This is a genomic window from Haloarcula litorea (genome assembly GCF_029338195.1).
Taxonomy (GTDB): Archaea; Halobacteriota; Halobacteria; order Halobacteriales; family Haloarculaceae; genus Haloarcula; species Haloarcula litorea.
Genome location: NZ_CP119779.1, coordinates 2172708 through 2198912 on the forward strand (window position 1 = coordinate 2172708; position 26205 = coordinate 2198912).

At 71.8% G+C, this 26205-nt stretch carries 26 protein-coding genes; 8 read left to right on the forward strand and 18 right to left on the reverse strand.

All coding sequences use genetic code 11. The annotated features are described in order from the left end of the window. Positions 1-8: 8 nt before the first annotated feature. The 5 genes from P0592_RS11680 to P0592_RS11700 all read right to left on the reverse strand — a co-directional run bounded on the left by P0592_RS11680 (position 9) and on the right by P0592_RS11700 (position 3676). Positions 9-416: a DUF7344 domain-containing protein gene (locus tag P0592_RS11680; protein ID WP_276271062.1), complete on the reverse strand. Its 408-nt coding sequence runs from the start codon at positions 414-416 to the stop codon at positions 9-11. Between the two features lie 61 nt (positions 417-477). Then, positions 478-2805, reverse strand: coding sequence for a bacterio-opsin activator domain-containing protein (locus tag P0592_RS11685; protein WP_276271063.1), 2328 nt, complete (start codon positions 2803-2805; stop codon positions 478-480). A 159-nt stretch (positions 2806-2964) separates the two neighbouring features. Continuing rightward, positions 2965-3210 (reverse strand): KEOPS complex subunit Pcc1, encoded by a 246-nt coding sequence (locus P0592_RS11690; RefSeq protein ID WP_276271064.1) that lies wholly within the window; start codon positions 3208-3210, stop codon positions 2965-2967. Beyond that, positions 3207-3341, reverse strand: coding sequence for a DNA-directed RNA polymerase subunit P (locus P0592_RS11695; RefSeq protein WP_162316872.1), 135 nt, complete (start codon positions 3339-3341; stop codon positions 3207-3209). The genes P0592_RS11690 and P0592_RS11695 overlap by 4 nt, the downstream gene beginning before the upstream one ends. A 26-nt stretch (positions 3342-3367) precedes the next feature. Continuing rightward, positions 3368-3676 carry a 50S ribosomal protein L37ae gene (locus P0592_RS11700; RefSeq protein ID WP_419181097.1) on the reverse strand — a complete coding sequence of 103 codons (309 nt, stop codon included), beginning with the start codon at positions 3674-3676 and terminating at the stop codon, positions 3368-3370. Between the two features lie 85 nt (positions 3677-3761). Here P0592_RS11700 and P0592_RS11705 point away from each other — a divergent pair, with 85 nt between their 5' ends. Continuing rightward, the gene (locus tag P0592_RS11705) at positions 3762-3986 is read left to right on the forward strand and encodes a hypothetical protein (protein WP_276271066.1); all 225 of its coding nucleotides are present in this window, start codon (positions 3762-3764) and stop codon (positions 3984-3986) included. A 136-nt stretch (positions 3987-4122) separates the two neighbouring features. Here P0592_RS11705 and P0592_RS11710 read toward each other — a convergent pair whose 3' ends face one another. Continuing rightward, on the reverse strand, positions 4123-4860 hold the full coding sequence (locus P0592_RS11710) for a DUF2103 domain-containing protein (RefSeq protein ID WP_276271067.1): 738 nt from the start codon (positions 4858-4860) through the stop codon (positions 4123-4125). Between the two features lie 61 nt (positions 4861-4921). Further along, a complete protein-coding gene (gene truD / locus P0592_RS11715) occupies positions 4922-6292 on the reverse strand; it encodes a tRNA pseudouridine(13) synthase TruD (RefSeq protein WP_276271068.1) in 1371 nt (456 codons plus the stop codon). 90 nt (positions 6293-6382) lie between these two features. On the opposite strand from truD, the gene P0592_RS11720 reads away from it, so the two are divergent. Together P0592_RS11720 and P0592_RS11725 are read left to right on the forward strand one after the other, a co-directional pair. Further along, positions 6383-7273, forward strand: a complete 891-nt coding sequence (locus P0592_RS11720) for an extracellular solute-binding protein (protein ID WP_276271069.1) — start codon at positions 6383-6385, stop codon at positions 7271-7273. Next, positions 7251-8048, forward strand: coding sequence for a molybdate ABC transporter permease subunit (locus P0592_RS11725; protein ID WP_276271070.1), 798 nt, complete (start codon positions 7251-7253; stop codon positions 8046-8048). The genes P0592_RS11720 and P0592_RS11725 overlap by 23 nt, the downstream gene beginning before the upstream one ends. Here the strand turns inward: P0592_RS11725 and moaC are convergent. The 6 genes from moaC to moaA all read right to left on the reverse strand — a co-directional run bounded on the left by moaC (position 8045) and on the right by moaA (position 16248). Then, a complete protein-coding gene (gene moaC, locus P0592_RS11730) occupies positions 8045-8518 on the reverse strand; it encodes a cyclic pyranopterin monophosphate synthase MoaC (protein ID WP_276271071.1) in 474 nt (157 codons plus the stop codon). The two genes, P0592_RS11725 and moaC, sit on opposite strands and share 4 nt — an antisense overlap. A 45-nt stretch (positions 8519-8563) precedes the next feature. Further along, complete coding sequence (locus P0592_RS11735; protein WP_276271072.1) at positions 8564-9142, reverse strand: MogA/MoaB family molybdenum cofactor biosynthesis protein; 579 nt, start codon at positions 9140-9142, stop codon at positions 8564-8566. Positions 9143-9181: 39 nt separating this feature from the next. Continuing rightward, complete coding sequence (locus P0592_RS11740) at positions 9182-10948, reverse strand: nitrite/sulfite reductase (RefSeq protein ID WP_276271073.1); 1767 nt, start codon at positions 10946-10948, stop codon at positions 9182-9184. A gap of 375 nt (positions 10949-11323) precedes the next feature. Next, positions 11324-12643, reverse strand: a complete 1320-nt coding sequence (locus tag P0592_RS11745; protein WP_276271074.1) for an MFS transporter — start codon at positions 12641-12643, stop codon at positions 11324-11326. Between the two features lie 373 nt (positions 12644-13016). Continuing rightward, on the reverse strand, positions 13017-15200 hold the full coding sequence (gene nasA / locus P0592_RS11750; protein WP_419181098.1) for an assimilatory nitrate reductase NasA: 2184 nt from the start codon (positions 15198-15200) through the stop codon (positions 13017-13019). A 76-nt stretch (positions 15201-15276) separates the two neighbouring features. Further along, positions 15277-16248, reverse strand: a complete 972-nt coding sequence (gene moaA, locus P0592_RS11755; RefSeq protein WP_276271076.1) for a GTP 3',8-cyclase MoaA — start codon at positions 16246-16248, stop codon at positions 15277-15279. A gap of 78 nt (positions 16249-16326) precedes the next feature. On the opposite strand from moaA, the gene P0592_RS11760 reads away from it, so the two are divergent. Then, on the forward strand, positions 16327-17517 hold the full coding sequence (locus tag P0592_RS11760) for a molybdopterin molybdotransferase MoeA (RefSeq protein ID WP_276271077.1): 1191 nt from the start codon (positions 16327-16329) through the stop codon (positions 17515-17517). A 40-nt stretch (positions 17518-17557) separates the two neighbouring features. On the opposite strand, the gene P0592_RS11765 is transcribed toward P0592_RS11760, so the two are convergent. Next, positions 17558-18403, reverse strand: coding sequence for a molybdopterin synthase (locus P0592_RS11765; RefSeq protein WP_276271078.1), 846 nt, complete (start codon positions 18401-18403; stop codon positions 17558-17560). A 268-nt stretch (positions 18404-18671) separates the two neighbouring features. Between P0592_RS11765 and P0592_RS11770 the strand changes: the two genes are divergently transcribed. After that, a complete protein-coding gene (locus P0592_RS11770) occupies positions 18672-20528 on the forward strand; it encodes a molybdopterin biosynthesis protein (protein ID WP_276271079.1) in 1857 nt (618 codons plus the stop codon). 83 nt (positions 20529-20611) lie between these two features. Further along, on the forward strand, positions 20612-21784 hold the full coding sequence (locus P0592_RS11775; RefSeq protein WP_276271080.1) for a sensor histidine kinase: 1173 nt from the start codon (positions 20612-20614) through the stop codon (positions 21782-21784). On the opposite strand, the gene P0592_RS11780 is transcribed toward P0592_RS11775, so the two are convergent. After that, positions 21775-23142: an MFS transporter gene (locus tag P0592_RS11780; RefSeq protein ID WP_276271081.1), complete on the reverse strand. Its 1368-nt coding sequence runs from the start codon at positions 23140-23142 to the stop codon at positions 21775-21777. The two genes, P0592_RS11775 and P0592_RS11780, sit on opposite strands and share 10 nt — an antisense overlap. A gap of 149 nt (positions 23143-23291) precedes the next feature. Here P0592_RS11780 and P0592_RS11785 point away from each other — a divergent pair, with 149 nt between their 5' ends. Further along, entirely contained in the window at positions 23292-23450 is a 159-nt protein-coding gene (locus P0592_RS11785; RefSeq protein ID WP_276271082.1) for a hypothetical protein, read from the forward strand. A 40-nt stretch (positions 23451-23490) separates the two neighbouring features. Here the strand turns inward: P0592_RS11785 and psmA are convergent, their stop codons facing one another. Further along, the gene (gene psmA, locus P0592_RS11790; RefSeq protein ID WP_276271083.1) at positions 23491-24225 is read right to left on the reverse strand and encodes an archaeal proteasome endopeptidase complex subunit alpha; all 735 of its coding nucleotides are present in this window, start codon (positions 24223-24225) and stop codon (positions 23491-23493) included. A 67-nt stretch (positions 24226-24292) separates the two neighbouring features. After that, positions 24293-24631 carry a peptidyl-tRNA hydrolase Pth2 gene (gene pth2 / locus P0592_RS11795; RefSeq protein ID WP_276271084.1) on the reverse strand — a complete coding sequence of 113 codons (339 nt, stop codon included), beginning with the start codon at positions 24629-24631 and terminating at the stop codon, positions 24293-24295. Positions 24632-24730: 99 nt separating this feature from the next. Here pth2 and P0592_RS11800 point away from each other — a divergent pair, with 99 nt between their 5' ends. Next, positions 24731-25453: a YIP1 family protein gene (locus tag P0592_RS11800; RefSeq protein ID WP_276271085.1), complete on the forward strand. Its 723-nt coding sequence runs from the start codon at positions 24731-24733 to the stop codon at positions 25451-25453. Here the strand turns inward: P0592_RS11800 and P0592_RS11805 are convergent. Next, positions 25450-26199 carry a BGTF surface domain-containing protein gene (locus P0592_RS11805; RefSeq protein WP_276271086.1) on the reverse strand — a complete coding sequence of 250 codons (750 nt, stop codon included), beginning with the start codon at positions 26197-26199 and terminating at the stop codon, positions 25450-25452. The genes P0592_RS11800 and P0592_RS11805 overlap by 4 nt on opposite strands. Positions 26200-26205: the final 6 nt, after the last annotated feature.

The following is a 26205-nucleotide window of genomic DNA, read 5'->3' on the forward strand; positions in this document are numbered from 1 at the left end:
GCTATCGATCAGAACTCGTCGCGTTCCGTGACCGCCGTGGCGTGGGTCGCCCACTTCTCGACGGTCGGCGACCCCCAGTACTTGACAGCGCCGCTCCGCTCGTCGAAGTCGAGGATGCCGAGGTCGTGCAGGAACGGCAAGTGCGTCTCGGTCAGCGCCGTCTCAACGGCCTCGACCGTCGTCTCCGACTCCGGTAGGTCGCTTTCCGCTCCCCGTCTCGCCACCGCCGTCGCCAGCGCGCGGACCTCGACGGCGGCGTCGTCGCTGGTGGAGAGGTGATAACAGACCGCTCGCCGCCGCCAGTCCGACAGGACGGTGAACGCGTCGTCGACGATCGGCGTCGTGAGCCCGCGGTCCTCCGGCGTCATCCCCTGCCACTCCTCCCGTTCCGGACCTGCTCGTGGCTGGTCGCTCATAGGCGACTAAGCCCTAGTGAGTGAGACACATCAACGTACCACCTAGAAAGCTAGGCGGACATCACCCGTCGAACAGGGCGTCGAGGAGGTTCCGCTGGGCGCGCCGGAGGTGCTGGTGGAGCGTCGGCGAGGAGATGTCAAGGGTCTCCGAGAGCTGTTCGGCCGTCGTGTCCCGGGGCCACTCGTAGTACCCCGCCAGGAACGCCGCGCGCAGGACCTCCTGCTGTCGGTCGGTGAGCCTGTCCCTGAGTGTCGACTCGTCGGGCGGGCCGATGGAGCCACGCTCGCGCTCCTGTTTCGCGGTCAGCGTGAACGACTCTCCCGCCTCGGCGAGCCGCTCGCGGATCGTCCGCGGTTCGGCATCGGTCGGTGCCTCGACGGTGACTGTGGTGCCCGTCTCGTCCGCCGTGACCTCGACGGGACGGGCCCCCACGTCGAGCAGGAGCGACTGGTAGGTCTCGGTCGTGCGGAGTTCGAGCGCCCCGCCGTCGTCGTCGCTCCTGACGACCCGCGCTTCCAGAACCTTCGCCCGGTCGCGGAGGTCGTCGACGACCCGCTCGGCCGGCGCGCCGCTCACGTCGAGGTACTGGAGCATCTGGTCGTCGACGGGGACGCAGCCGGTGGCCTCGAACCGACAGCCGTGGGCCTGTGCCACCGCGGCCAGGCAGGTCTCCGTGCCGTCGGCCGCGAACTCCAGTTCGAGCACGCGGTCCTCCGAGAGCAGTTGTCGCGTCTGGGTCGCACCGACGACGAACCCGACCGTCTCGCCCAGGACCTCGAAGCTCTCGACGACCCGATCGCCGAACGCGCCGGTCCGGGCGGCGTAGACGACGAGGATGCCGTGGACCGCCTCCTCGTGTCGGAGCGGGACGACCGCCGCCGACCGGAACCCTCGGTCCAGCGCCTCCGCGTGCCAGCCGGACATGGTCGACTCCGCTCTCACGTCGTCGACGACCTGTGTCTCGCCCGTCTCGAAGGCGCGCGCGCCGGGACCGTTGGCCCTCGTCTCCTCGTCCGCGCGGCTGTGGATGAGGTCGAGGTAGTCGGCCTCGCCGCCCGCGCTCGTCCGGACGGCGATCCGGTCGTCGGCACCGGTCGGTTCGCCGACCCAGGCGAACTCGAAGAGGTCCGACTCGACGAGCCGTTCACACAGCGTCGTCTCGATCTCGTCGCGGGTCGCCGCCGACCCCAGCGCCCGGATGACGTCCTGGATGAGCGACTGGACCCGCGCGAGCGTCGCGAGCTCGTCGCGCTGTGCCGCGACCTCGCGCTGGCGCTTCTTGCGCTCGGTGATGTCCTGGTGGATCCCGACCGCCCGGACCGGGTCGCCGTCCTCGTCGCGCTCGAAGACGCGACCGATGTCACGGATCCACTTGTAGTCGCCGTCTTTCGTCCGCAGCCGGTGATCGTTCTCGTAGATGTCGGTCCCGCCGTCGAGGTGCGTCTGGATGTCCGTCCACGTCCGGTCGATGTCGTCCGGGTGGACCAGGTCCTCCCAGGTCTCGACTCGCGCCGGGAGGTCGTCGAGGACGTATCCCAACATCCCCGCCCACCGCTCGTCGAAGGTCACCTCCCCGGTCTGGACGTTCCAGTCCCAGACGCCGAGTTCGGCCCCCTCGAGCGCGAGTTCGAGCCGTTCTTTCGTCTCCGAGAGCTCCCGCTTTTGCTGCTGGTAGGTCGTCACGTCGTGGGCGATCGTCAGCGCCGCCATCACCGTCCCCTCGTGGTCCCGCAGTGGGACCGTCCGGACCTCGTACTCGCGGCCCTCGAACTGCGTGTCGTACGTGTACGCCTCTCCGTCGAGTGCCGTCCGGTAGGCACGTTCGAGCCGCTCCGCCCGCGGTGGGTCGAACACTTCCCGCGGTGTCCGGCCGACGAGGTCCTCGGGGTCGATGCTGGCGTCCTCGAAGGCCGACCCGCCGGCGCTCGTGTACCGCATCGCCTCGTCGACGACGAACACCGCTCCCCCGGGGAACTCCTCGAGCAGCCCCTCCAGCAGTCGGGTGCGGGCGTTTCCGGGGTCGGCCCCGACCGCTCCGTGGCTGTCGGCGCTCCCGTCGTCGGCGACGGCGACCGCTCGCTCGGCCAGCGCCGCGCCGTCGGCGGCGTCGGTCGGGACCACCGTCGTCGCCGCCTCCGCGAGCGCTCCGTCGCCGGTCGGCGGCTCCTCGACGGCGAGGACGGTCGGGCAGTCGACGATCGACAGGAGCTCGGTCGGATCGCCGAGCTCCGCGGGCTGGACGACCACACAGTCCGGTGCCGTCGCCGCCGCGACGTCGGCCGCTGCCGCGGTCGAGCCCGCGGTCGAGACGGTCAGCTCCGGCCGTTCGCGCGTCATCGCGATTCGGTTCGTCTCGCGCGTCGCCGCGTCGCCACTGACGTACAACACGTCGAGTCGGTCCCCGACCGGGCCCGGCCGAAGGGGGGCAGGCCTCGACTCGCCGCTCGGTGGTCGTTCTGTCATCGTGAGCGTGTCTGTGAGATGTTGACGGGAATCACACGTCCCCCGGACAAGACACTGTCGGTCAGTTTCACGCCACAGCGGCGGTCAGTCGCCGCCGGCCGCCTCGGCGACCCCGATCAGCGAGCTCCAGGTGTTACAGCCGGCCCGCAGCGCCACCAGGTCGTCGGCCTCGACGGTCACTTCCAGGACGGCCCCGTCGCGGGCGAGCGCGGCCGTGGTGCGGTCGCCGTCGATCGCGCCGATCTCCGGGCGGACGCTGCGCTCGACGCGGCGAGCGCGCTCCGAACTCCCGTAGTCCAGCGTGAGAACGGTGCGGTGGGGCGGCGTCAATTGACGTCGATCTCTTTGACGTCGGGGGACCGCTCCTTGAGCAGGACGCGGTGGCCGCAGTACGGACAGCGGACGCCGCCGTACTCGTCGAGCGTCACGTCGCGCTTGCAGCGAGAACACTTGTAGCTCATAGCTGTAGGAAGTGACTGGAGCGGCTTCAGTCCTCTTCTTCGGAGAGGGCCGCGCGGATGGAGCGACGGACGGTCTTGCCGCCGGGGGTCTCGGGCGTGTAGCTGCCGCCGGTGTACTTGTAGCCACAGTAGCTGCACTCCCAGATGCCCGTGCCGGCGCGGTCGACGCGGTCCTCGCCGCACTCGGGACAGGTGTGGTCCTCGTTCATCTCCGACTCGATCTCTGCGACGCGGCGGCGGGCGACACGACCGTACCGAGCGCCGAATCGGCCGGCGCTCCCGGTTCGTCCCTGGTTCTCGGCCATAGTACTCTCTTGTCGGCCCAACGGCCACATAAGCCCTTCGAGACGGGGATGGGTGGGAGCGCCCCGCCGCCCTGCCACAGCACCTATCTGCCTGGATGTGAAAGCACAGGCTGCCATGGACGAAGTACTCGAAGTCGCGGACGTCGTCGCGGACTCCGGGTTCGAGGGCATCGTCACGTGGTTACTGCGCCTCGTCGGGCTGCTCGCGCTGCTCGCGGGGCTCGGACTGTGGCTGTTCACGGAGATGGGGCTGCTCTGGGTGCCGGCACTGCTCGTCGTCGCGGGCCTCGTGTTGCTCGTGGCACCGAGCGTCCTGCTGGCGCTCGCCGAGCTGGCCTGACAGCCCGACCGCTCGGGCCCGAACGGGCGGCCGATGGCCGCCGACGGGCTCCGGGCCGGACTCGACCGCGTCGCATCACCGACCAGCGGCCGCCTCGCGGAGCGGGAGGTCTTGCTCGCCGGCGTCGCCGACCGACTCACTCCTCCTGCAGCTCGGCCTCGACGAGCGCCTCGTTGAGGTCGGCCCGGACGTGCTCGCCCAGCTCGCGGTCGCCGGCCGTCGTCACGACGCGGTTCTCCTGGACGCTGGAGCCGTCGCGGATGAGCACCCGGACGTTGCCGTTGGCGTCGGCGCGGGTCGCCTTCGCCCGCACGCCGGTCCGGGAGCCCGAGCCGCCGGCGTCGATCGGCCCGGGGATGACCTTCTTGACGTGGGGGTGGCCGGCGACGGTCTGGACCGCCCGCTGGCCGGCGCGGCCGCCGATCAGCGTCGAGTGGCTCCCGCCCAGCTTCTCCGCGGGGGCGGCCTCGACCACCTCCAGGGCCGGCTCGCCCTGCCGGTCCAGCACGCGCTGGACGGGGGCCTCGCCCTCGACGCGGTAGAACTCGTTGTGCAGCTGGCCGCGGACGGCGTCGATGACCGCGCGCTCGCCGGTGACGTACACCTCGTCGGGTCGCTTGCGCCGGACCTCGTCGGCGATCAGGCCCGCGAAGTTCCGCAGTTCGACGACCGCGGCCTCGTCGCCGTCGCTCGCCCCGTCCTCGGGCGTGGTCGTGATCGTCCGCTCGCCGACGACCGCCTCGTCGGCGATACAGGTCACGGTCGCCCGCTCGCGGCCGAGTTCGAGGACGACGGCGTCGGCGTTGGCGGTGTGACACACCAGGCAGTAGTCGCCCGGGCGGTCGAGCGGTGTGGCACACTGCCGACACTCCATACGTGGCCGTACGGTCGCTGGCGCGGATAAGCGAGACGGTTCGGGCTCGCGCCCGTCGGCGTCACTCGTCGGGGTCGCCCTTCCGGAACTCCCGCAACACGACCGTCGCGTAACTGCCCTTCGGCAGCGCGAACGAGAAGGCCAGATCGTCGTCCTGACGGGCGACGCCGAGGTCGGTCCGCAGCAGGATCGCCCGCCGGGTCCCCGTGCTGTGGAACGCGCCGGGTAGGTCGAAGTCCGACGGAGCCAGTCCCACGTCGGCGAGCACCGCCCGCTCGATGTCGCCCTGCTCGCCGTCGGCCAGCTCGGTCTCGGTGCCGACCAGCGGCGCGGTGACGAACGCCCGGCCGCGCTCGCAGTGGCGCTCGACGGTCCGCAGACGCGACGCGTCGACCCGCTGGGTCCGGTCGGGGTCCGGCAGCGGGAGGTCGTCGGGTGCCTCGCTGTCGGAGAAGCACACCACGTCCCCCTCGACCGGCCGGTGGAAGGGCAGCCCGCGCGCCAGCCGTTCGGAGAGGACGCGGTTGAACACGTACGACTGGGCGGCGTTGACGAACAGCGTCTGGAGGTTCTCGGGGAGTTCCTCGATGGCCGCGCGGTAGTCCCCGGGGCCGTCGGCGGACTCGGCCAGCCGGTGACACATCGACCGCTCGAACCCCAGCGACCGGGGCAGGCGGTCCAGCGCGCCCGCCCAGTCGCGGGTCTCCTCGGCGTAGGCCCGGGCGTCCTGCGTGGCCTCGGGTTCTCGCTCGCTGGGGTTGCCGACGTAGGCCAGGACCGCCCCCTCCCAGTCCCCGCGGGCGATGGCGAGACCGACCTCGTGGGTGACGGGCCGTCGGGAGCCAAAGCGCTGCTGGCCGAAGTAGTTCGGGACGCCGACGGTCCGCTCGCCGTCCGGGAGCGTCGGAGTGGCGTCGCCGCCGTCGCCGTCCTCGCCGGCCGCGAACGCCCGGAGGTCGGCCAGGACGCTGGCGGCGTTCTCGGGCCGGTCGGCGTCCCGGACGCGGATCTCGAAGGCGTTGCCGGCGAGGTCCCCGAACAGGACCGGTCGGCCCGCGCGACCGACGACCTCGACGGTCGCGCCGTCGATCGCGGGCAGGTCGCCGGGGTCGATCCCCTTCACGGAGAACAGCTGTCGCGTGACGGCGCGCTTGTCCTTCGTGCCGGCCCAGGACACCCGCTCGCGGGAGACCCCCAGCCGGTCCGAGAGCTCGCTCGCGAAGTCGTTGGTGTCCCAGTTGCGGAGTTCGACCCGGAGGACCAGGTGCGGGTACCCGCCGGTGTCGGCGTCGACGGGCGCGGTGTCGAACGCCTCCAGTTCGGTCACGCGGAAGTCCTCCGGGGCGACCCGCAGGCGGCCGCCCACGCCGTCGGCGTCGCTGACGTAGTGTGCCATACCGACGGTCCGCTCGATGGGGTGGGCCTCGCGCATACCGGACGGTGGCCCGCGCCCGGGATCAGTGCTCCGGACCGAAGGCGTTAGCAGGCAGACGTATGAGGATCGAACCGGTAGACGCGAACGATGGGGCGCGACGACCGGGCGGCGACGCGACGACGCTTTCTCGCCAGCGCCGCTGCCGGGCTCGCCGGCGTCGCCGGCTGCGTCGGCCGCGGCCAGTCGCGGGTCCGCGTGCTCGTCGCCGGCAGCCTCCAGCAGGCCGCCGCGGAAACGCTGCAGGCCCGCACCGACCGCGAGCTGGCCGTCGAGGCCCACGGCTCGGTCCACGCGGCCCGGCTGGTCGCCCGCGGCGACCGCGACCCCGCCGTCGTCGCGCTGGCGGACCCGGCGCTGTTCTCGGGGGTCCTCGACCCGCCGTGGTACGCCGTCGTCGCCAGCAACGAACTCGTGGTCGCGTACACCGAGGCGACCGCGGGCGGCCGGCGGGTCCGGGACGCCGACCGCTGGTACGAGCCGCTGACCGGCGACGGCGTCGCGCTGGGCCGGACCGACCCGACGCTGGACCCGCTGGGCTACCGGACGCTGTTCGCGCTCCGGCTGGCGGCCGCCCGCTACGACCGGCCCGGCCTCCCCGAGGCCGTCCTCGGCCCGGAACAGACGTACCCGGAGACGCAACTGCTCGCGCAGTTCGAGACGGGCGGCATCGACGCCGCCGTCGTCTACCGCAGCATGGCCGTCGAGCGGGACTACCCCTTCAGGGAGCTCCCGCCGGCGATCAACCTCGGCGACCCGGCCCACGCCGAGGCCTACCGGCGGGTCAGCTACGACCTGCCCGACGGCGACGTGGTCCAGGGCGCGCCCATCGAGTACGCGGCGACGCGACGCCGCGACACCGACGCCGCGCGGGCGGTGTTCGACGCGATGCTCGCCGGTGACTGGCTCGACGAACACGGCTTTATCCGGTGGGAGACCTACCCACGGATGGAGGGCGATGTCCCGGACACTCCGACGTAGTCGGCTTGCGACGCCGGAGCTGGACCTGCGCCACGTCGTGACGCTGTTCGGCGCGGTCCTGCTGCTGTACTTCCTGGTCCCGGTAGCGGTGTTGTTCGTCACCTACTCGCCGACGGCGCTCGCCTCCGCGGTGACGGCCGGCTACGTCGTCGAGGCCGCGGCCACCTCGCTGGCGGGCGCGTCGGTCAGCACCGCCGTCGCGTTCGTCTTCGGACTGCCCCTCGCCTACTGGCTCTCGCGGGCGAGCGGGCCCGCGCCGACGGCGGCGCTCGGCGTCGTCGTCTTCCCGCTCGTGCTCCCGCCCGTGGTGTCGGGGATGCTCCTGCTGACCGTCGTCGGACCGGACGGGCTGGCCGCGGTGGCGGGCCTGGAACTCACTCGCTCGCTGGGCGGCGTCGTCGCCGCGCAGACGTTCGTCGCCGCGCCCTTCTTCGTCGTGACGGCGAAGGCGGCCTTCGACAGCGTCGACACGGAACTGGAGGAGGCCGCCCGCACGCTCGGGCGGGACTGGCCCGCGACGATGCGCGACGTGACGGTGCCGCTGGCCAAGCCCGGCATCGTCGCCGGCCTCGTCCTGACGTTCGCCCGCGCGATGGGGGAGTTCGGCGCGACGATGATGCTGGCGTACTACCCCCGGACGCTGCCGGTCCAGATCTGGACCTCGTTCATCTCGGAGGGGCTGGACGCGGCGCTGCCGGTCGCGGTCGTCCTGCTGAGCGTCGCCGTCGGGACGCTGCTGGTCGTCCACGCGCTGTGGACGCTCCCCTGGCGCTAGCGGTCGACGGACTTCTCGACGACCTCGACGCCCTCGATGGCCGTGGTCGGGTACTCGCCGTCCTCGTCCTTCTCGGCGGCCTTGACCATGTCCCAGACGACGTTCAGGCCGGTGGTCACGCCCTCCAGGGCCTCCATCTCGCAGCCGGTCTTGCCGACCGTCTCGACGGCGACCCGGCACGCGAGGCCGTCCTCCAGCAGGTCGAAGTCGACCGCGACGTCGGTGACCGGGATCTGGTGGCACATCGGGATCGTCTCCCAGGTGTGCTTGACGGCCTGGATCGCGCCGATGCGGGCCGTGGTCAGCACGTCCCCCTTCTCGACGGCGTCGTCCTCGACGGCCCGCAGCGTCGACTCCGTCAGGCGGATCTCGCCGCGCGCGACCGCGCGGCGCTGGCTGTCGTCCTTCTCGCCGACGTCGACCATCTGTGCGTCGCCCTCGTCGTCGACGTGCGTGAGGTCGTCGGTCATACGCCGTGGTACCGCGTCCGGAGGCAAAACCCTGTACCTTCGCCCTCAGCGCCGGACCAGCCCGAGCAGGTGCCCCACGGTCGGCGCGATCAGCTCCTCGGCCCCGAGGCGGGCGGCGGCCTCGCTGCCAGGGAGGCAGAACAGCAGGCCGTCGTCGACGACGCCCGCCGTCGCCCGCGAGGCCATCGCCATCGGCCCCACGTCCTCGTAGGAGAGGTAGCGGAACAGTTCGCCGAAGCCCGGGACCCGGCGGTCGAACAGGCCGCGGGCGGCCTCGGGGGTCACGTCGTCGGGCGTCAGCCCGGTCCCGCCCGTCGTGACCACCACGTCCGCGCCGGCGTCGTCGAACGCCGCCAGGGTCGCCGCCTCGATGGCCGCCGCCTCGTCCGGGACGGCGGCCCGCTGGACGGCCTCGTGGCCGGCGTCCTCGACGGCGGCGACGATGGCGTCGCCGGCGGGGTCGTCGTCGACGCTGCGGGTCGAGGAGACGGTCAGGACCGCGACCGCGACCCGGTCGGCGTCGTCGGCGTGGTGGTCGTCGCTGCCGGGTCCGTGGTCGCCGTCGTGAGGGTGGTCGTCGTGGTCGCCGTCGCGCGAGTGCTCGTGCCCGTGCTCGTCGCTCATACCGTGGCGTTCGCCCTCGGGTCGGAAAAGCGACCCCGATCAGTCGTCGGCGGAGATCGGCTGGCCCTCGGCGTCGGTCGGGGCGGGGCTGTCGCCGTCGTCGAAGGGGTACCACGACTGCTTGGCGTCGGTGAGACAGGGGTCCGCGTACCCCTCGACCTCGTGGGGTTCGGCCAGTTCGACGATGGTCTCGTGGCCGGTGGCGTCGACCCACTCGCGGAACGTCTGGCCCTCCGAGCGGAGGGCGGCGTAGGCCTCGACGACGTTCTTGATCATCCCCGGCACCTCGTCGGCGGGGACGCGCTGGCGCACCCACTCGACGAAGGTGGGCTCCTCGCCGACGCCGCCGCCGACGCCGACGTCCATCGCCTCGACCATCTCGCCGTCCTTCCGGGCGCGCATCCCCTGCAGGCCGATGTCGGCGGTCATCGCCTGCCCGCAGTCGGCCGTACAGCCCGAGAAGTGCATCTTGATGCGGTCGACGTCGTCCGGGACCGCGACGTTGTCGTCCAGCCACCGGAGCAGGCGGGCCATCCGCGCCTTCGTCTCGGTCAGGGCCAGCGAACAGAACTCCGTGCCCGTACAGGCCATCGCGCCCTGGACGAACGGACTGGGTTCCGGCGAGAGCGTCTCCAGCAGCGGCTCGGCCAGCAGCGCGTCGAGCTCCTCGTCGGGCACGTCCATGAGCAGCGGATTCTGTCGCCGGGAGAGGCGCACCTCGCCGGAGCCGTACTCGTCGGCCAGGTCCGCCAGCTCGATGGTCTCGGCCGCCGTGAGGCGGCCCACGGGCACCGAGAGGCCGACGTAGTTCTTCCCGTCGGCCTGGTCGTAGACGCCGACGTGGTCGTGGGCACCCCGCTCGCTCGGCCGGCCGGCGTTGTAGGTGTACTCGCCGCGGAAGTCCGTCCCGGCGGACTCGAACTCGAAGTCCAGCCGCTCGTCGAGTTCCTCGCGGATGGCGTCGGTCCCGTGCTCGTCGACGAAGAAGCGCGCGCGGTTCTTCGAGCGGTTCTCTCGGTTGCCGGCCTCGTGGTAGTACTCGACGAACGCCCGGACCGTCTCGACGGCGTGTTCCGGGCGGACGAACAGGTCCAGCGGCCGGGCCTCGCGGGGTTCGCGGCCGCCCAGCCCGCCACCGACGCGGACGTTGAACCCCCGGACTTCGTCGCCGTTGATGTACTTGTGGGCCGGTTCGAGCCCCACGTCGTTGATGCTGTCCTGGGCACACCCCTGCCGACAGCCCGAGACGGAGATGTTGAACTTCCGGGGCATGTTCGCGAGGTCGTCGTTCCCGCGGATGGTCTCCTGGATCTCGTCGAGGATCGGGCGGGACGCGACGTACTCCTCGGCCTTGCCGGCGACCGGACAGCCGGAGATGTTGCGCATCGTGTCCCCGCCGGCCGATCGGGAGGAGACGCCGACGGCCTCCAGCTTCTCCCAGATCTCGGGGATGTCCTCCAGCTTCAGCCAGTGCAACTGGACGGACTGGCGCGTCGTGAGGTCGATCCAGGCGTCGCCGAACTCCGGGTTCTCCACCGGGCCGCTCGCGTAGTCGCGGGCCACCTCGCCGATCGTCCGCAGCTGTTCGGGTTCGAGGACCCCGCCGCAGTTGGTCAGCCGCATCATGAAGTACGACTCCTGACCGCCGCGGTGGTGGAACACGCCCCAGAACTTGAACCGCGAGAACCACTCCTCGCGCTCGTCCTCGGGGATGGACTCCCACCCCCGCTCCGCGAACTCCTCGATCTTCTCGCGAACGGCGTCGCCGTACAGTTCGTCCTTGATAGCTTCCTTCTTGTGTGGCATCGTTAGGTTCGATCCATATCGAAAGTTCGTATTCTTTTACTACGTATTCGTGTTCGAACGTCCGCTAATTCACGTCTGATCCGTGTGTGCGAACGCCTAAAACAGTAACTGTTGAAAAAGTAAACAGCAGCGCAGTATCTCCGTACGGCCGTCCAGTATTAAACCGACTGAGAGGTGTTCTAGGTGTGAATATGCGGCCCGACTGGACGTGTCGGAACCACCGGACGGCGGCGGGTCGGTCCCGTTCGGGTCCGGGTACCCCTCGATCCCGGGCCGGCTCGGGAGCAGGCGGGTCGACGACCGTGGCGACGTCCGGGGGCGCGCGCCGGACTCGGGCCGAGCGGTCCCCGGCCGGGACGACCACCGAGAGCGCGCTCAGTCGCTCCCGCTGGTGACCGACTCCCGGTCGGCGGTGGCGACGAAGCCGGCCTCGTTGGCGACGCTCGCGATCTTCGGCTGGAACACCCACGCCGTCAGCAGGACGATTGGCACCATCGAGACGGCGACGATGGAGTAGCCGACGTGGAGGCTCGCCAGGAACGGAGCCGAGTAGACGAGCGGGTAGACGATCCCGCCGACGGTGCCGACCCCGCCCACGACCCCCGCGACCGCGCCGGAACTGTTCGGGAACATCGCCGGCACCTGCGCGAAGATCGAGCCCTCGGCCAGGGCACAGCCGACGCCGACCATGAAGCCGGCACCGACGGCGACCAGCACCTCGCCGGAGAGCCCCGCCAGGGTCATCCCGAACATCGTGAGGACGACGAAACACAGCGTGACGAACGTCCACTGCTCGCGGTAGCGGCCGGTGAACACCGGGAGGATGTCCCTCTCCTTGCGGGCCAGCAGGTCGCTCACGTAGCCACCGATGGGCCGAAGGAGCCCGGCCGCGACGGAGAACGTCGCCGCGAACGTCGAGGCGAGCACGAGGTTGTTCGTGTCGAACCCCTCGCGGTAGTAGGTCGCGAGCCAGCCGTTCATCGACAGTTCGAGGCCGAAGGTCATCACGTACGCCAGCGCGAGGACGACGGTCCCGTACCGCGTCGCGGTGTAGAACCACCCCTTGAAGCTCGCGCTCTCCTTGGTCGCCTGGCGCTTCTCCTCGCTTTTCGCCGCCTCGCCGAGCGAGTAGTACGCGACCGCGAGGACGATCGAGACCGCGCCGGTGTAGAAGAAGGCGGCCCGCCAGTTCGTCGAGAACAGCGGCCCGCTCCACCCGGTCGGGAAGACGCGGGGCAGCACGAGCGCGCCCCCCGCCGCGCCGGCGTTGCCGATGCCGGCGTAGATCCCCTCGGCGGTCCCCAGCTCCTCCTCGTCGAACCACTCGGAGACGTGCTGGATGCCGATGACGAACGTGATCCCGGCCGTGGCGACGATGAGCCGTTCGACGAAGAAGACGCCGTAGGACTGCGCGAACGCCGACGCCATCGAGAAGACGCCGACGTACGCCAGCACGATGGCGAAGACGGTCGGCGCGCCGAACTTGTCCGAGAGCCAGCCGGTCAGGATGCGGCCGAACGGCGCGAGCCAGATGGCGGCGCTGGCGAGGATGCCGATCTCGGCCAGCGAGAGGCCGAACTCCTCGGCCATCGGGCCGGTAAACGGCGCGAAGGAGAACCAGATGAGAAAGGAGAAGTTGAAGCCGATGGTCGCAAGCAGCAGCGTCCGGTACTTCGTCATCCGGATCAGTCCCATACGACGCCCACCTCCCCGAACGGACAGGCGGTTCTCCCCACCCGGAGCGTGCGTTCGTCCGACGATTCTGCATTATTTTGGATGTTCGGACACATCAGTACAGATTATTTGGATGGGACAGTGCGTAATAACGGTAATCGTTTACGAACACGCAGTTCGGGCGTGGGCCAGTGGACGGCCGACCAGTCTGGAAGTGTGTATTGTCCCCTTAAGGAGTCCGAACGTCCACCGAAACCGGCGCGAATCGGACGACCGTGGAGAATCGCGCCCGACCCGGCCGCGACGGTGTCAGCCGGGGGCGTCCACGGGCGACGGACGACGCGCGCGAGTCGCGCCGCTGTCGGGTCGGGAGACCGGAGGAGTGACCGGGACCTCAGTCGTCCGCGTCGGCGGGCGCGGCGGCCCTGTCCTCGGCGGCGTCGGTGGGCGCGACGAGCCGGGCGGCACACTGCTTGAAGTTCGGTTCCCTCGACTGCGGGTCCCGGTCCGAGAGCGTCAGGCGGTTCGTGGCCGGGTGGTGGATGGGGAGCCAGACCAGCCCCTCGGGGACGCCCTCGTCGGGGTCGACGCGGGCCGTCGCCGTCCCGCGTCGGGTGCCGACGGTGACCCGGTCGTCCGCGACGGCGTCGTCGTGGGCGGCCACCGTCGCGGGGTTGATGCGGGCCACGAGGGGACCCGAACGACCCCCGCGAGACCGGACGCCCGTGTTGTAGCCGTCGGCCTCGCGGGCGGTCGTCAGCGTCAGCGGGTAGTCGTCGTCGGTCGGTTCCGGGAGCGACGCCTGCCGACCGGTGGAGAACTGCGCCCGGCCGCTGGCCGTCGGGAACCGCCAGTCCTCGCCGGCCTCGCCGTCGTCGTGGTAGCGGTAGCCGCCGGCGCTGTCCGCGTCGGGGGCGGGCCAGCGGACCGCGTGGACGTCCTCGAGGCGGTCGTAGGTGATCCCCGAGCAGTCCGCGACCGTCCCCTCGGTCAGCGCGGCGAACTCCGCGAAGACCGATTCGGGGTCCGGCGAAGTGTCCCCGAACAGCCCCGGGAACAGCCGGTTCCCGATGGTCGCGACGATGTCGAGGTCCGGCCGGACCCCGCTCGGGACCTCGGTCGCCGCCCGGACCCGAGAGATCGTCCGCTCCATGTTCGTGGTCGTCCCCTCGGACTCGCCCCACGTCGCCGCCGGCAGGACCACGTCGGCCAGTTCGGTCGTCTCGGTGTGGAAGGCGTCCTGGGCGACGAGGAAGGCGTCGTCGAGCGTCTCGCGGACCGCGTCGGCCTCGGGCATCCCCGCGACGGGGTTGGTCGCGACCGTCCAGACGGCCGCCGGACCGTCCTCGACGACCCCGACGGGGCCGGGGCCGGTGTCGTTCGGCAGTCGCCCGACCGGCACGTCCCAGTGGTCGGCGACGGTCCGGCGGTGGTTCGGGTCCGCGAACGCCCGTTGGCCGGGCCAGCTGCCCTTCGAGGAGCAGATCCGGGTCCCCATCGAGTTGGCCTGTCCGGTCAGCGAGAACGGACCGCCGCCGGGTCGGAGGTTCCCGGTCGCCAGCGTCAGGTCGATCAGCGCACGCGCCGTCTCGGTACCCTGGACGTGTTGGTTGACACCCATCCCCCAGTAGACGAGCGCCCGGCGGTCCAGCGCGTCCGCGAGCAGGTCGACCCGCTCCATCCCGACGCCGGCCTCGGCGGCGGCCGTCGCGGCGTCGGGCAGCGCCGCCCGCAGGTCGTCGAACCCCTCGGTCGCCTCGTCGACGAACGCCTCGTCGACCCGGTCGGTCTCGACGACCCGGGCCAGCACGGCCCGGGCCAGCGCGAGGTCCTTCCCCGGCTCCGGCGCGACGTGGTGTTCGGCGTTCTCCGCCGTCTCCGAGCGCACCGGGTCGACGACGACTATCGCGACGCCCTCCTCGTCGGCCGCCTGTCGGAGCCAGCGGAACAGCACCGGGTGGGCGACGGCCGGGTTCGCGCCCCAGACGACGTGGCGGTCGGCCTCGCCGATGTCGGAGTACGTACACGGCGGGGCGTCGCTGCCGAACGCCTGGTAGTAGGCGGTGACGGCGCTGGCCATACACAGCGTCGTGTTGGCGTCGTAGTTGCGGGTCCCGAAGCCGCCGCGGGCGACCTTCCCCAGCGCGTAGGCGGCCTCGTTGGTCTGCTGACCGCTCCCGAGGACGGCCACCTCGTGGGGGTCCCGCTCGTGGGCGCGTCGGAGGCCCTCGACGGCCTTCGACAGCGCCACGTCCCACGTGGTCTGTCGGAGTTCGCCGTCGCTGCGGACCATCGGTCGCGTGAGCCAGTCCCCGTCGGGGTCCTGGCTCTCCCGGATGCCCCGCGCACAGGCGAGGCCCTGATTGACCGGGTGGGCGGCGTCCCCGCGCGTCCCCGCGATGCCGTAGCCGATGTCCGCGCCCTGCTGCACGTGGCCACAGCCGACCGCACAGCGCATACACGTCGTCGGCACCCAGTCGCTCACGCGACACCACCGGCGTCGGGTCCGCCCGTCCGTCCAACCCTCGGCTGCTTTTCCACACACTCTTCTATCATTTGGCTGTTTATGCGGACGCATTCGCGCTACAAAACAGTAACTCTTGGTGAAATTCTACTATAGCGGATCAAAAGTGGACGACCGTTCTGTCGGACGGTCAGTGGTCGGCGGTCGGCGCGTCGCGGTACTTCTCGTTGACAACCCACTCGCCGTCGCGCTCGACCATGTACTCCCCGTAGTACGGGACCCGTTCGGCGACGGTCTCCCGGAACGTCTCGCGGATCTCGTCGCGGCTCATCTCCCCCATCGGCCGGAGGTCGTCGTTGCGGTTCAGACACCCCTTGAGGTGGCCGTCGTGGGTGACCCGCACGCGGTGGCAGTTCGCGCAGAACTCCTCGTTGCCGACGGGGTCGACCACCTCGACCATCCCGCCGTCGACGAAGTACCGCGAGCGGCCGTGCATCTCGCGCTGTTCGATCCGGTCGGCCTGCTCGGCCAGCCACTCGTGCATCGCCTCCGTGTCGACCGCCCAGTCGTAGTTACCGACGAGTTCGGGCATGTACTCGATGAGCTGCAACTGGAGCCCCTCCGAGCTGGCGACGTGGTCGATCATCTCGGGGAGGTAGGGTTTGGTCCCCTGGAAGACGACCATGTTGAGCTTCACCGGGTCCAGCCCCGCGTCGAGCGCCGCCTCGACGCCGTCGATCACCTGCTCGTAGGCCCCGGACTGCGTGACGCGGGCGAAGTCGTCGGGGTCCAGCGCGTCCTGGGAGACGTTGACCCGTTCGAGGCCGGCGTCGACGAGCGCCTCGGCCCGGCCCGGCAGGAAGGTGCCGTTGGTCGTCATCGACACCTCCAGCTCGTCGGGCGTGCGCCGGATGATCTCCTCGACGTCCTCCCGGAGCATCGGCTCGCCGCCGGTGAACTTCACGGCGTCGACGTCGAACTCGACGGCGACCTCCAGGAAGCGGACCACCTCGTCGGCGGTCATCTCGTCGTCCTGTGGCTCCATCGGGCCGCGGGTGTCCCCCAGCCCCTCGTTGTGGCAGTAGACGCAGTCGAAGTTACACCGGTCGGTCAGCGAGACGCGGACGCCGGTGACCTCGCGGCCGAACTCGTCGGCGAGCATCCGTCCGTACTTCGAGTGCCGGCGGTGAAAAGCGTCGTGGTCGGTGGGGTTATTGTCGCGCCTCACTCACCGTCGGGTATGAGCGACCGGCACGACGCGGGCTTCCGGGACCACACGCCGCTGGCCGAGGCCCGGGACCGCCTCCGAGAGCAGGTGACGCCACACGGGCGAACGGAGTCGCTGGCGCTGGTCGACGCCGACGGCCGCCGGCTCGCCGCCGACGCGACGGCCCGGCGGGACGTCCCCGGCGAGGCACAGGCCGCGATGGACGGGGTCGCCGTCGTCGCCGCCGACACCCACGGGGCCAGCGAGCGCGCGCCCGTGACACTCGACCGCGCGGAGACCGCCGGCCGCGGCCGCGCCGTCCCGGTCCACACCGGGAGCGCGCTCCCCGAGGGGGCCGACGCCGTCGTGATGGTCGAGCGCACCGAGGACCGGGGGGACGACGTGGCGGTCGCGACGGCCGTCGCCGAGGGCGAGAACGTCGCGCCCGCCGGCGAGGACGTGGCCGCGGACCAGCACCTCTTCGACGCCGGCCACGAGCTGTCGCCCTCCGATCTGGCGGTGCTGAAGAGCACGGGCTACCGCGAGGTCGCGGTCGCGGAACGCCCCCGCGTCGCGGTCGTCCCGACGGGGAACGAACTCGTCGAGGCCGACCCCGGTCGCGGCGAGACCGTCGAGACGAACGCGCTGATGGTCTCGCGGCTCGCCGAGCGCTGGGGCGGGGCCGCGACCTACCGGGAGATCGTCCCCGACGACGAGGACGCACTCGCTGCGGCCGTCGAGCGGGACACCGACCACGACCTCGTCGTGACGACCGGCGGCTCCTCGGTCGGCGAGCGCGACCTGCTCCCGGAGGTCGTCGACGAGCGCGGCGAGCTGCTGGTCCACGGCGTCGGCATCAAGCCCGGCCACCCGCTGGGGTTCGGCGTCGTCGACGGGACGGTCGTGCTGGTGTTGCCGGGCTACCCCGTCTCCTGTCTCGTCGGCGCGGTGACGCTGCTGCGACCCGCCCTCGCGTGGCTCGCGGGCGGCGAGCCGGTGCCGCTCCCGTCGACCGAGGCGACGCTGACCGAGGGGATCCACAGCGATCTGGGGACCACGCAGTTCGTCCGGGTGACGACCGACGGCGGCGAGGCGGCCCCGCTCCGGGCGTCGGGTGCGGGCGTCCTCTCCAGCGCGACCGCGGCCGACGGGTGGGTCGTCGTGCCGCCGGAGACCGAGCTGCTCGACGCGGGTGCGACCGTGCGGGTCGAGCGCTGGGAGTGAGCGAGCGATCCCCGCCAGCGACCGAGGCCAGCGCTCGTGGTCAGTGCTCGTGCTCGTGGTGCTGGTGGGCCCAGAACTCCCCGTCGACGGTGACCTCCTTCTTGAACAGCGGGACCTCCGCCTTCAGCCGGTCGATGCCGTCCTCGACGGTCTCGAAGGCCTCGGCGCGGTGGCCCGCAAGCACCACGACGAACACGATGTCCGCACCGGCCTCGACGACGCCGGTGCGGTGGTGCAACAGGACTTCCTGGACGCCCTCGCGGGCCGCGAGTTCGTCCTCGATGGCGGCCATCTTCTCCTCGGCGACGCCGTCGTACTTCTCGAACTCCAGGTACTCCGTCGCCGGGTCCTCGGGGTCGTCGCGGGTCCGGACCCGGCCGGTGAAGGTGGCGACGGCCCCCGCGTACTCGGCCGCCGGCGACCGCTCGGCCTCGGCGACGAGCGAGTCCAGCGTCTCGAACGGCTCCGTCTCCTCGAGGGCGGCCACCAGCGCGTCGAGGTCGACCGAGTCGGCGTCGCGGGCGCGCTGGAGCGTCTCGCCGCCGTGTCCGTCGTCCCCGCCGAGCACGACCGTCGGCAGGTCGGCCTCGCGGTACCCCTCGACGAGACAGTAGTCGTACTCGGGCGCGAGGTCGGCGAGCAGGTCGTCCAGCGTCCGGTCCTCGCCGGTCGCGAACCACGACCCGTCGGTCGTCACCCCGTAGGTCTCGGCCGCGCCCGCCGCGCGGTGGCGCGCGGTGTCTTTCCCCTCGGTGTCGAGGTCCGGGTCGCAGTTGATGTGCTTGATCGTCGCGACCCGCCCCTCGGTCGCGAGGCGCTCGGTCAGCCGTTCGACGAGCGTCGTCTTCCCGCTGTCCGAGGGGCCGACCGCGCGAAGTACCTTCATGTCCGGACGCAGGAGCGCCGGGCCTATCAGTCCTCTCGTCCGGCCGGGCGAGGACGAGCCGTCGTCGGACGTCCGCGAGAGCGGGCCGGCCGACCGGCGGCGGGCCGCTCTCCGGCGGGCGGAGTGCCTCTGACACCCAGTCGGTCGTCGTCCGGGGGTGACATAAGACTACCGAGGTACTCGTGTGATATTACCGAGGGATGGACGGGCGGGGCGCGACCGACCGCGGTCCTCTGTGCTTTTGTCGCCCCGCGGCCAAGCCACCGGTATGAGCGACGACGCCCGCCGCGAGTTGGTGGACCTGTCGACGGCCCGCGAGACCGTCGACGAACTGGCCGTCGGAACCGGCGCGGAGTCGGTCCCGCTGTCGGAGGCTCGGGGCCGGACACTGGCCGAACCGGTCCGGGCCGGCGTCGACGTGCCGGGGTTCGACCGCGCCGCGATGGACGGCTACGCGGTCCGTGCGGCCGACACGCGGGGAGCCGACGAGGCGACCCCGGTCGCCCTTGACGTGGTGGCGGAACTCCAGGCCGGCGAGGCCCCGGAGAGGACCGTCGGAGCGGGGGAGGCCGTCGAGATCGCGACGGGGGCGGTCGTCCCCGCGGGAGCCGACGCCGTCGTCGTCGTCGAGCGGACCAGCCGCGACGCCGACACGGTGGCGGTCCGGGACGCGGTGCCGCCCGGCGAGAACGTCCTGCCCGCGGGGGCCGACGTGGCGGCGGGCGACCTCGCGCTGAGCGCCGGCACCCGCCTGACGCCCCGGACCGTCGGCCTGCTGTCGGCCGTCGGGGCGGCGACGGTCCCGGTCCGAGACCGGCCCGAGGTGGCCGTGGTCTCGACCGGCGACGAACTCGCGCCCGCCGAGGCCGACCTCGACCACGACCGGGGGGAGATCCACGACGTGAACACCCCGGCGCTGCGGGCGGCCGTCGCCGCCGCGGGCGGCGAGCCGGTCGGCTTCGAGCGGGTCCCGGACGACCGCGGGGCACTGACCGACGCGCTCTCGCGGGCGGCCGAGCGGGCCGACCTCGTGCTGACCTCGGGGTCGACCAGCGCCGGGAGCGCGGACCTGCTGGCCTCCCTGGTCGCCGAGCGCGCGGACACCGAACTGCTGGTCCACGGCGTCGACGTCCAGCCCGGGAAGCCGACCGTGATCGGCCGCATCGGGGACACCCCCTACGTCGGCCTGCCGGGCTACCCGGTCTCCGCGCTGTCGGTGTTCCGGGTGCTCGTCGCGCCGGCCGTCCGCGAGGCGAGCGGGACGCCCGCGACGACGATGGAACGGCGGGCGGAGCTCGCGACGCGGGTCCGCCACGACGGCGGTCGGCACCGGCTCGTCCCCGTCGGACTGGTCGCGGACGGCGACGGCGCGACGCTGGCCTACCCCGTCGACAAGGGCAGCGGCGCGACGACGAGCCTGGCCTACGCCGACGGCGTCGTCACCGTACCCGCGACCACGAACTACGTCCCCGCCGGCGAGGGTGTCACGGTCGAGCTGTTCGACGCCGACGAGCGGCCCCCGGACCTGCTGGCCGTCGGCGCGCGCGACCCGGCCGTCGGCGAGGCGTTCGCGGCCGTCGACCGTGTGCGCTTCCTCGCGCGGGGCACGCAGGCCGCCCGCCGGTGGCTCGACGACGGCGTCCCGGACGTGGCCGTCGTCACCGGCGATCCGCCCGACGGCGAGGTCCTGGCCGCGTGGGACCGGGAGTGGGGCCTGGCCGCGGGCTCGGACGTCGACTGCGACGGGCTGGCGTCGCTCGTCGACGGGGCGACGCTCGTCAACGCCGCCCGCGGGACCGGCCTCAGGGAGGCCCTGGACGACGCGCTCGCCGCGATGGGCGACGACCGCGACGAACCGGTCCGGGACTCGGTCGACGGCGTCACGGCCCACGGCCTCGACGGCCCGGCGCGACGGGTGCGGGCGGGCGAGGCCGACGTCGCGCCGGCCCTCCGTGCGACCGCCGAGGACCTGGGTCTGTCGTTCGTCACCCTGGGGACACAGCGGGTCTCGGTCGTCGTCGGTGCGGGCCGGGGGGACAAGCCCGGCGTGGCGGCGCTCCGGGCGGCGGCCGAGAACGGCGTCGGTGCGGCGCGCCCGGGCTACGAGCGGGTCGACGGGACGTGACGACCGCCCCTCCGGTTACACTCACCGGGTCCGTCCCGTCGACCCCACAACTTTCTTCTGACAAGATAACATTATGTTTTGATGTGAGTTACTTCCGACGAGTCGTGACAGTAGAGCGGCTGCTCTTGCTTTGCAGCCTCTCGTTCGTCGTCGTCGGCGTCGCGAACGCGCTCGGCGGGCGGGGGTCGGCGGCCGCCCGACTCGTCGAACTGACCGTCATCACCGGACTGGCGACCGGGCTGGCGGTCTCGGGCTACCTGATGTGTCGCCGCGTCGACGACCCGCGGTACGTCCTCTACTCGACGCTCGGACTCGGGCTGTTGACCGGCTCGCTCTCCCTGCTCGCCTCCTCCGTCCAGGTGCTGAAGGGATACACCCTGAACGAGCCGGTCTACTACGCCGTGGTGATGGCGGCCGGCGGGGCCGCGGTCGGCCCCTACCTGGGGTTCTACTACGCGCGCCTCCAGCGGAGCAACGAGGAGCTAAGCGAACGGTACCGGGACCTCTCGGCGCTGAACCAGCGGCTCGCCGTCGCGAACCGCGTCCTCCGGCACAACCTCCGGAACGACCTCACCGTCGTCGACGGCGTGGCGAAGGACCTCCAGCGGCGAGTCGGGGACGACGGGCCGACCGAGCACGTCGACCTGCTCAACCGCCGGACCGACAGCCTGCTGGAACTCTCCGAGACGATGGACGAGATCCGGGGCGTGTGGAACACCGACGAGCGAGTGGTCGTCGACCTCGCGACGGTCCTCCACGACCTGCTCGACGACCTCCGGACGACCTACCCCGAGGTGACGCTCCGCACAGAGGTCCCCGACAGCGCCCCGGTCGCCGCGCATCCGAAACTCGGGACCGCGGTCCGGGAGCTCCTGTCGAACGCGGTCACGCACAACGACCCGAGCGAGCTCACGCTCACCGTCACCGTCGAGGCGCGCCCCGAGTCGAACACCTGCCGGCTGGTGATCGCCGACGACGGCTGTGGGTTCGACGGCATCGAGCAGACGATGTTCTCGGACGCCGACCCCGACGTCTCGCCGCTCGAACACGGGGTCGGGCTGGGGCTGTGGCTCGTCTACTGGACCGTCGAGGAGTCCGAGGGAGCCTTCACGCTCACCAACGACGGCGGGGCGGTCGTCCGGGCCGATCTGCCGACGGCCGATCCGGCCGACGACGCGGTCGGCGTGGGGTCCGCACGTCCCCTCCGTGACAGGGGCGTCGCCGGTGCCGACGTCGGGTCTCCCACTCACTCGTAGGCCGCGAACTCCCGACCGAAGCGGAGGAAGTACACCACGCCGACGACGCCGACGGCCGTCGCGACGCCGAAGGCCAGTTCCGGGCCGGCCCGGAGGGTGGCCTGCGGGAGCGCGACCGGGCCGACCGCGTCGGGGGGCGAGACGGCCCACTCGCTGCCGTACAGCCACCCGCCCAGCGCCGCGGACGGGATGACGACGGTGTTTCGCACGAGGTAGTAGGTCCCGGTGACGCGGCCGCCGGCGTCCCGCTGGGCCGGGCCGACGATGAGCGCCTTGTGGGCCGGCAGGCCGGCGAAGCGCAGCCCCGAGTAGGCGAACAGCGCGACGAGGAGCCACTGGTCGGGCGGCGCGTAGATGAGCGCCAGCGGGAAGAGCGCGTACACCGAGAACCCCAGCGCGACGACGGGTTTCAGTCCGACCAGCTCCGAGAGCTTCGAGACTGGCACCATCGAGACGATGGCGACGACCATCTCGACGCCCAGCAGGACCCCGAAGAAGGCGTCGGGCCGGAGGGTGACGCCGAACCCGGTGAAGCCGGTCTCCAGGAACTCCGTCACGACGATGACGAAGAAGACGTACACCATCCCGTTGGCGAACCGCACCAGGGTGTCCGCCACGAGGAGGGGACGGAGGGTCGCCGGCATCTCCCGGAGGTCGGCGACGACCTGTGCGACCCCCTCGAAGGACTCGCCCAGGGAGTCCTCGCTGGCGTCGTAGAGGACGTGCTGGGCGACCGTGGCGACCGCACCGCAGGCGACGGCGACCAGCAGGATTCGCTGGAACCCGGCGACGAAGGTCGCCGTCGCCGCAAGCAGCGCGGCGGCCGCGAGCGGCCCCAGCAGGAAGCCGATGCGGCGGAACACCTCCGTGCTGGCAAAGCCCATCGCCAGCCGGTCGTCGGGGACGCTCTGCTTGACGACGGCGAAGGTCGCGCCCAGCCCGAACGACTTCCAGGCCTGCGCGAGAAAGAGGCCGACGAAGACGAACGCCCACGCCGGGACGGTCACGCCGCCGACGGCGACGTCGCCGACGACGCTGGCGAGGTACCAGACCCCGAAGCCGACGGTCGCGAGGACGGCGAAGGCCGTCAGCGCGACCCGCGAACCAACGCGGTCCGACAACGCCCCGCCCGGGTACGGGTAGACGGCGCTGATGAGGTTCCCGACGCTGCCGTACAGCCCGATGACGCCGGCGCTGGCCCCCAGGAGCCGCATGTACTCGGGCACGTAGCGACTCGTCATCTGGAAGGCCAGCGAGAACGCGAGCAGCGACAGCGACAGCACCAGCACGTCACGCTCCAGCGCGAAGAACTGTCGGAACGCGTCGAGCAGGTCGACGTCCTCGCGCTCGGAGGCCATACTCCGAGACTGTAGCCCGACCCACTTAACTGGGAATCCCGTCGGTTCGGGGCTATAGAGCGCTCCGTACCGCTCGGTAGTCGACGCCTGCCGTCGGGGGTAGCGGGACGATAACGAGGTGAGTGCTCGTCGATACACCACTCGGACCCGTGAGCGACCCCGAGCACCAGGGCGACGAGCCGAGCGAGCCCGGCGTGGCCCGACGGGACGGCGACGTGGAGATCACGGAGTTCGGCGGCCTGCGCGTCGCCCACCTCCCGGACGAGGACGACGCCTGGATCAGCGGCTGGGTGGACGTCCCGCGCTGAGAACTGTGCGAGTGTGCGGCCCGGTGGCCGCCGAGCGGCCTCACTCCTCGTCGGCGAGGCCGAACTCGGCCAGGCGCTGGGCGACGGCTTCCTCGGTGAGCGTGCCGAAGCGCTCGCTCTCGACGTCGATGGTGGCGACGTCGACGCCGGAGGCGTCCAGCCCCTCGTCGTTGACCGACGCGAGCGCGCGCAGCGCCAGTTCGATGCCGCCCTCGAGGTCCATCCCCTCCTCGTACTCGTCCTCGAGGAACGACTGGATCTCCTCGCGGGAGCCGCCGATGGCGACGGCCTGCCACTCGTAGGGCGTCCCCGAGGGGTCCGTCTCGAACAGCCGGGGCTCGCCGGCCTCGATGCCCGCCACCAGCAGCGCGACGCCGAACGGCCGCGCGCCGCCGGTCTGGGTGTACTGCTGGATGTAGTCGGTGATCTCCTTGGTCAGCGACTCGACGCCCGCGGGCTCGTCGTAGCGCAGGTGGTTCACCTGGGCCTGCTTGCGGGCGACGTCGATGAGCTGTCGGGCGTCGGCGACGTGGCCGGCGCTCGCGACGCCGACGTGGTCGTCGATCTGGTGGATCTTCTCGATGCTGTCCCGCTCGATGAGCGGCGACCGGGCGTGCCGGTCGGCCGCCAGCACGACGCCGTCCTCGGTGCGGACGCCCACGCTGGGGGTCCCTCGCTTGACGGCTTCGCGCGCGTACTCGACCTGATAGAGGCGTCCGTCCGGGGAGAAGATGGTGATCCCGCGGTCGTAGGCCTGCTGTTCGTTGCCTTGCATTGGTTGGTCCTTGACCTGAGGTTAGGGTCTCCGGGACATAACCGCGTCGTTCCCGGAGTCGCTGTCCTCAGTACAGCGAGAGGTCGCCCGTGACGCGGTCGACCAGGTCGTCCTCGGCCGGCCCCACCGCGAGCGCGGTGACGGTGCCGGGGTCGAGCTGGGTGTGACCCGCGTCCCTGACGACGGCATGCGGCAGACCCTCGCGCTCGGCGACGTCCGCCAGCTCGAAGAGGGCGGACTCGCCGTCGACCCGCAGGACGACCTTCTTCTGCCCCTCGGCCTTCCAGGCGGAGCGGGCCTTGCGGTCGGCGTCCTCGTAGGCCGACAGCGAGGCGTGGGCGACCTGCGCGGCGAGTTTCCCCTCGCCCATCCCGAGGTCGGCCCGGGCGGCGATGGCCTGCTTCATACCACAGGTATGGCCACCCGCACTTAAACAGCCGTCGGAGGGCGCGGGGGGTTGCACGTACCACAGGACACTTACCCCGTGGGCGAACACCCACCGGCGATGCCCTCCACCGCTCGTACCTTCCTCCTGCGACCCGGACAGTTCTTCGAGCGGCGTGTCGACGCGCTCGGCGGGGTCCGGGCCGCCGGCCTCGCCGGCCTCGTCAGCGTCCTGACGACCCTCGTCCTCGCCGCCGTGCTCAGGGCGTTCACCCAGCAGTTCGGCGGAACCGTGACGGTCGACAACCCCGCCTATCCGGGCGAGGTGTTCTGCGAGGACGGCGGCGTCGCCGGGACGACGCCCCGGGGGTGTTCGGAACCCGAGACTGTCCAGCGGGAGATCAGTGCGCTCCTGTGGCAGGCCGTCACCGACCTCCTGCCGTGGCTGGTGATCGGGCTGGTCGTCGTCTGGGTCGGGCTGGGCGTCGCACTCTACGTCGGCGCGTGGCTGGCCGGCGGCTCCGGCTCCGTCGGCGCGACGCTGGAGGTGACCGCGTGGGGGCTGGTGCCGACGCTGGTCAGCAGCGTGGTCGCCGGGGCCACACTCGTCGCGTTCGCGAGCGGCGCGGACCTCTCGGGGGGCGGCTCAGCGGCCCTGCTCAGCGAGGTTCGGGCGCTGCAAGCAGGCGTCTCGGGACTGGTTCTGCTCGCGATCCAGCTCGGCGGGGCGGCCTGGCAGGCCTACGTCTGGACGGGTGGCCTGCGGGTCGTCCACGGGCTCGGCCGCGGGACGGCCGCCGTGATCGCGGGACTGGTCGCGGTCGTCCCGGTGCTCCTGAGCTAGCGGACGACGCCGTCGGTCTCGACGAGCGTCTCGCCGTCGTGGTGGACGCTGGCCTCGAAGGTCGTTCCCGCCTCGACGTTCCCGAAGTCCATCTCGACGGCGAAGGTCCCGTCCTCGCCGACGGTCGCGGTCCGCTGGCGGAGGAACGGCGTCCCGGAGTTGCCGCTCTTGAGCCGAACCGTGACGTTCGTCCCCGGTTCGAGGTCGGTCGTCCCCGCGATCCGCTGGTCGGCCGCGGACTGGACGGTGACGTTCTCGCCGTCGTGTCGGAATCGAGTGTCGGCCTCGCCGGTCGTCCCCGCCTCGCCCGTGTCGGTTCCGGGGACGGACTCGATACGGGCGGTCCGGTTGGTCAGTTCCGTGTCGTCTGCGAGGACGGTGACCTTCGCGGTGGTGTTCGTCGCCACGCTCGAGAGGTCGACAGTCGCGGCGAAGGTCCCGTCCTCGCGGACGGTCGTCGTCCGCTGGACGAGGAACGCGCTCTGCCCGTCGCTGACGAGCCGGACGGTCAGGCTCGTCCCGGGCGCGCGGTCGGTGGTCCCGGTCACCGTCGCGTTCGCTCGCGTCTCCAGGACCAACGCTCCGTCGGTCGGGTGGACGGCGGTGCCGTTCGCCGTCTCGGCTCCGTCCTCGGCCGGTGTACCCGCCGGCGACGATCCGGAGAAGATCGGACCGCCGATCGCCGCACCGGTCGCCAGCAGGACGCCGACGACCGCGAGGCCGGCGATCGTCACGCGGCGTCTCACCGGACC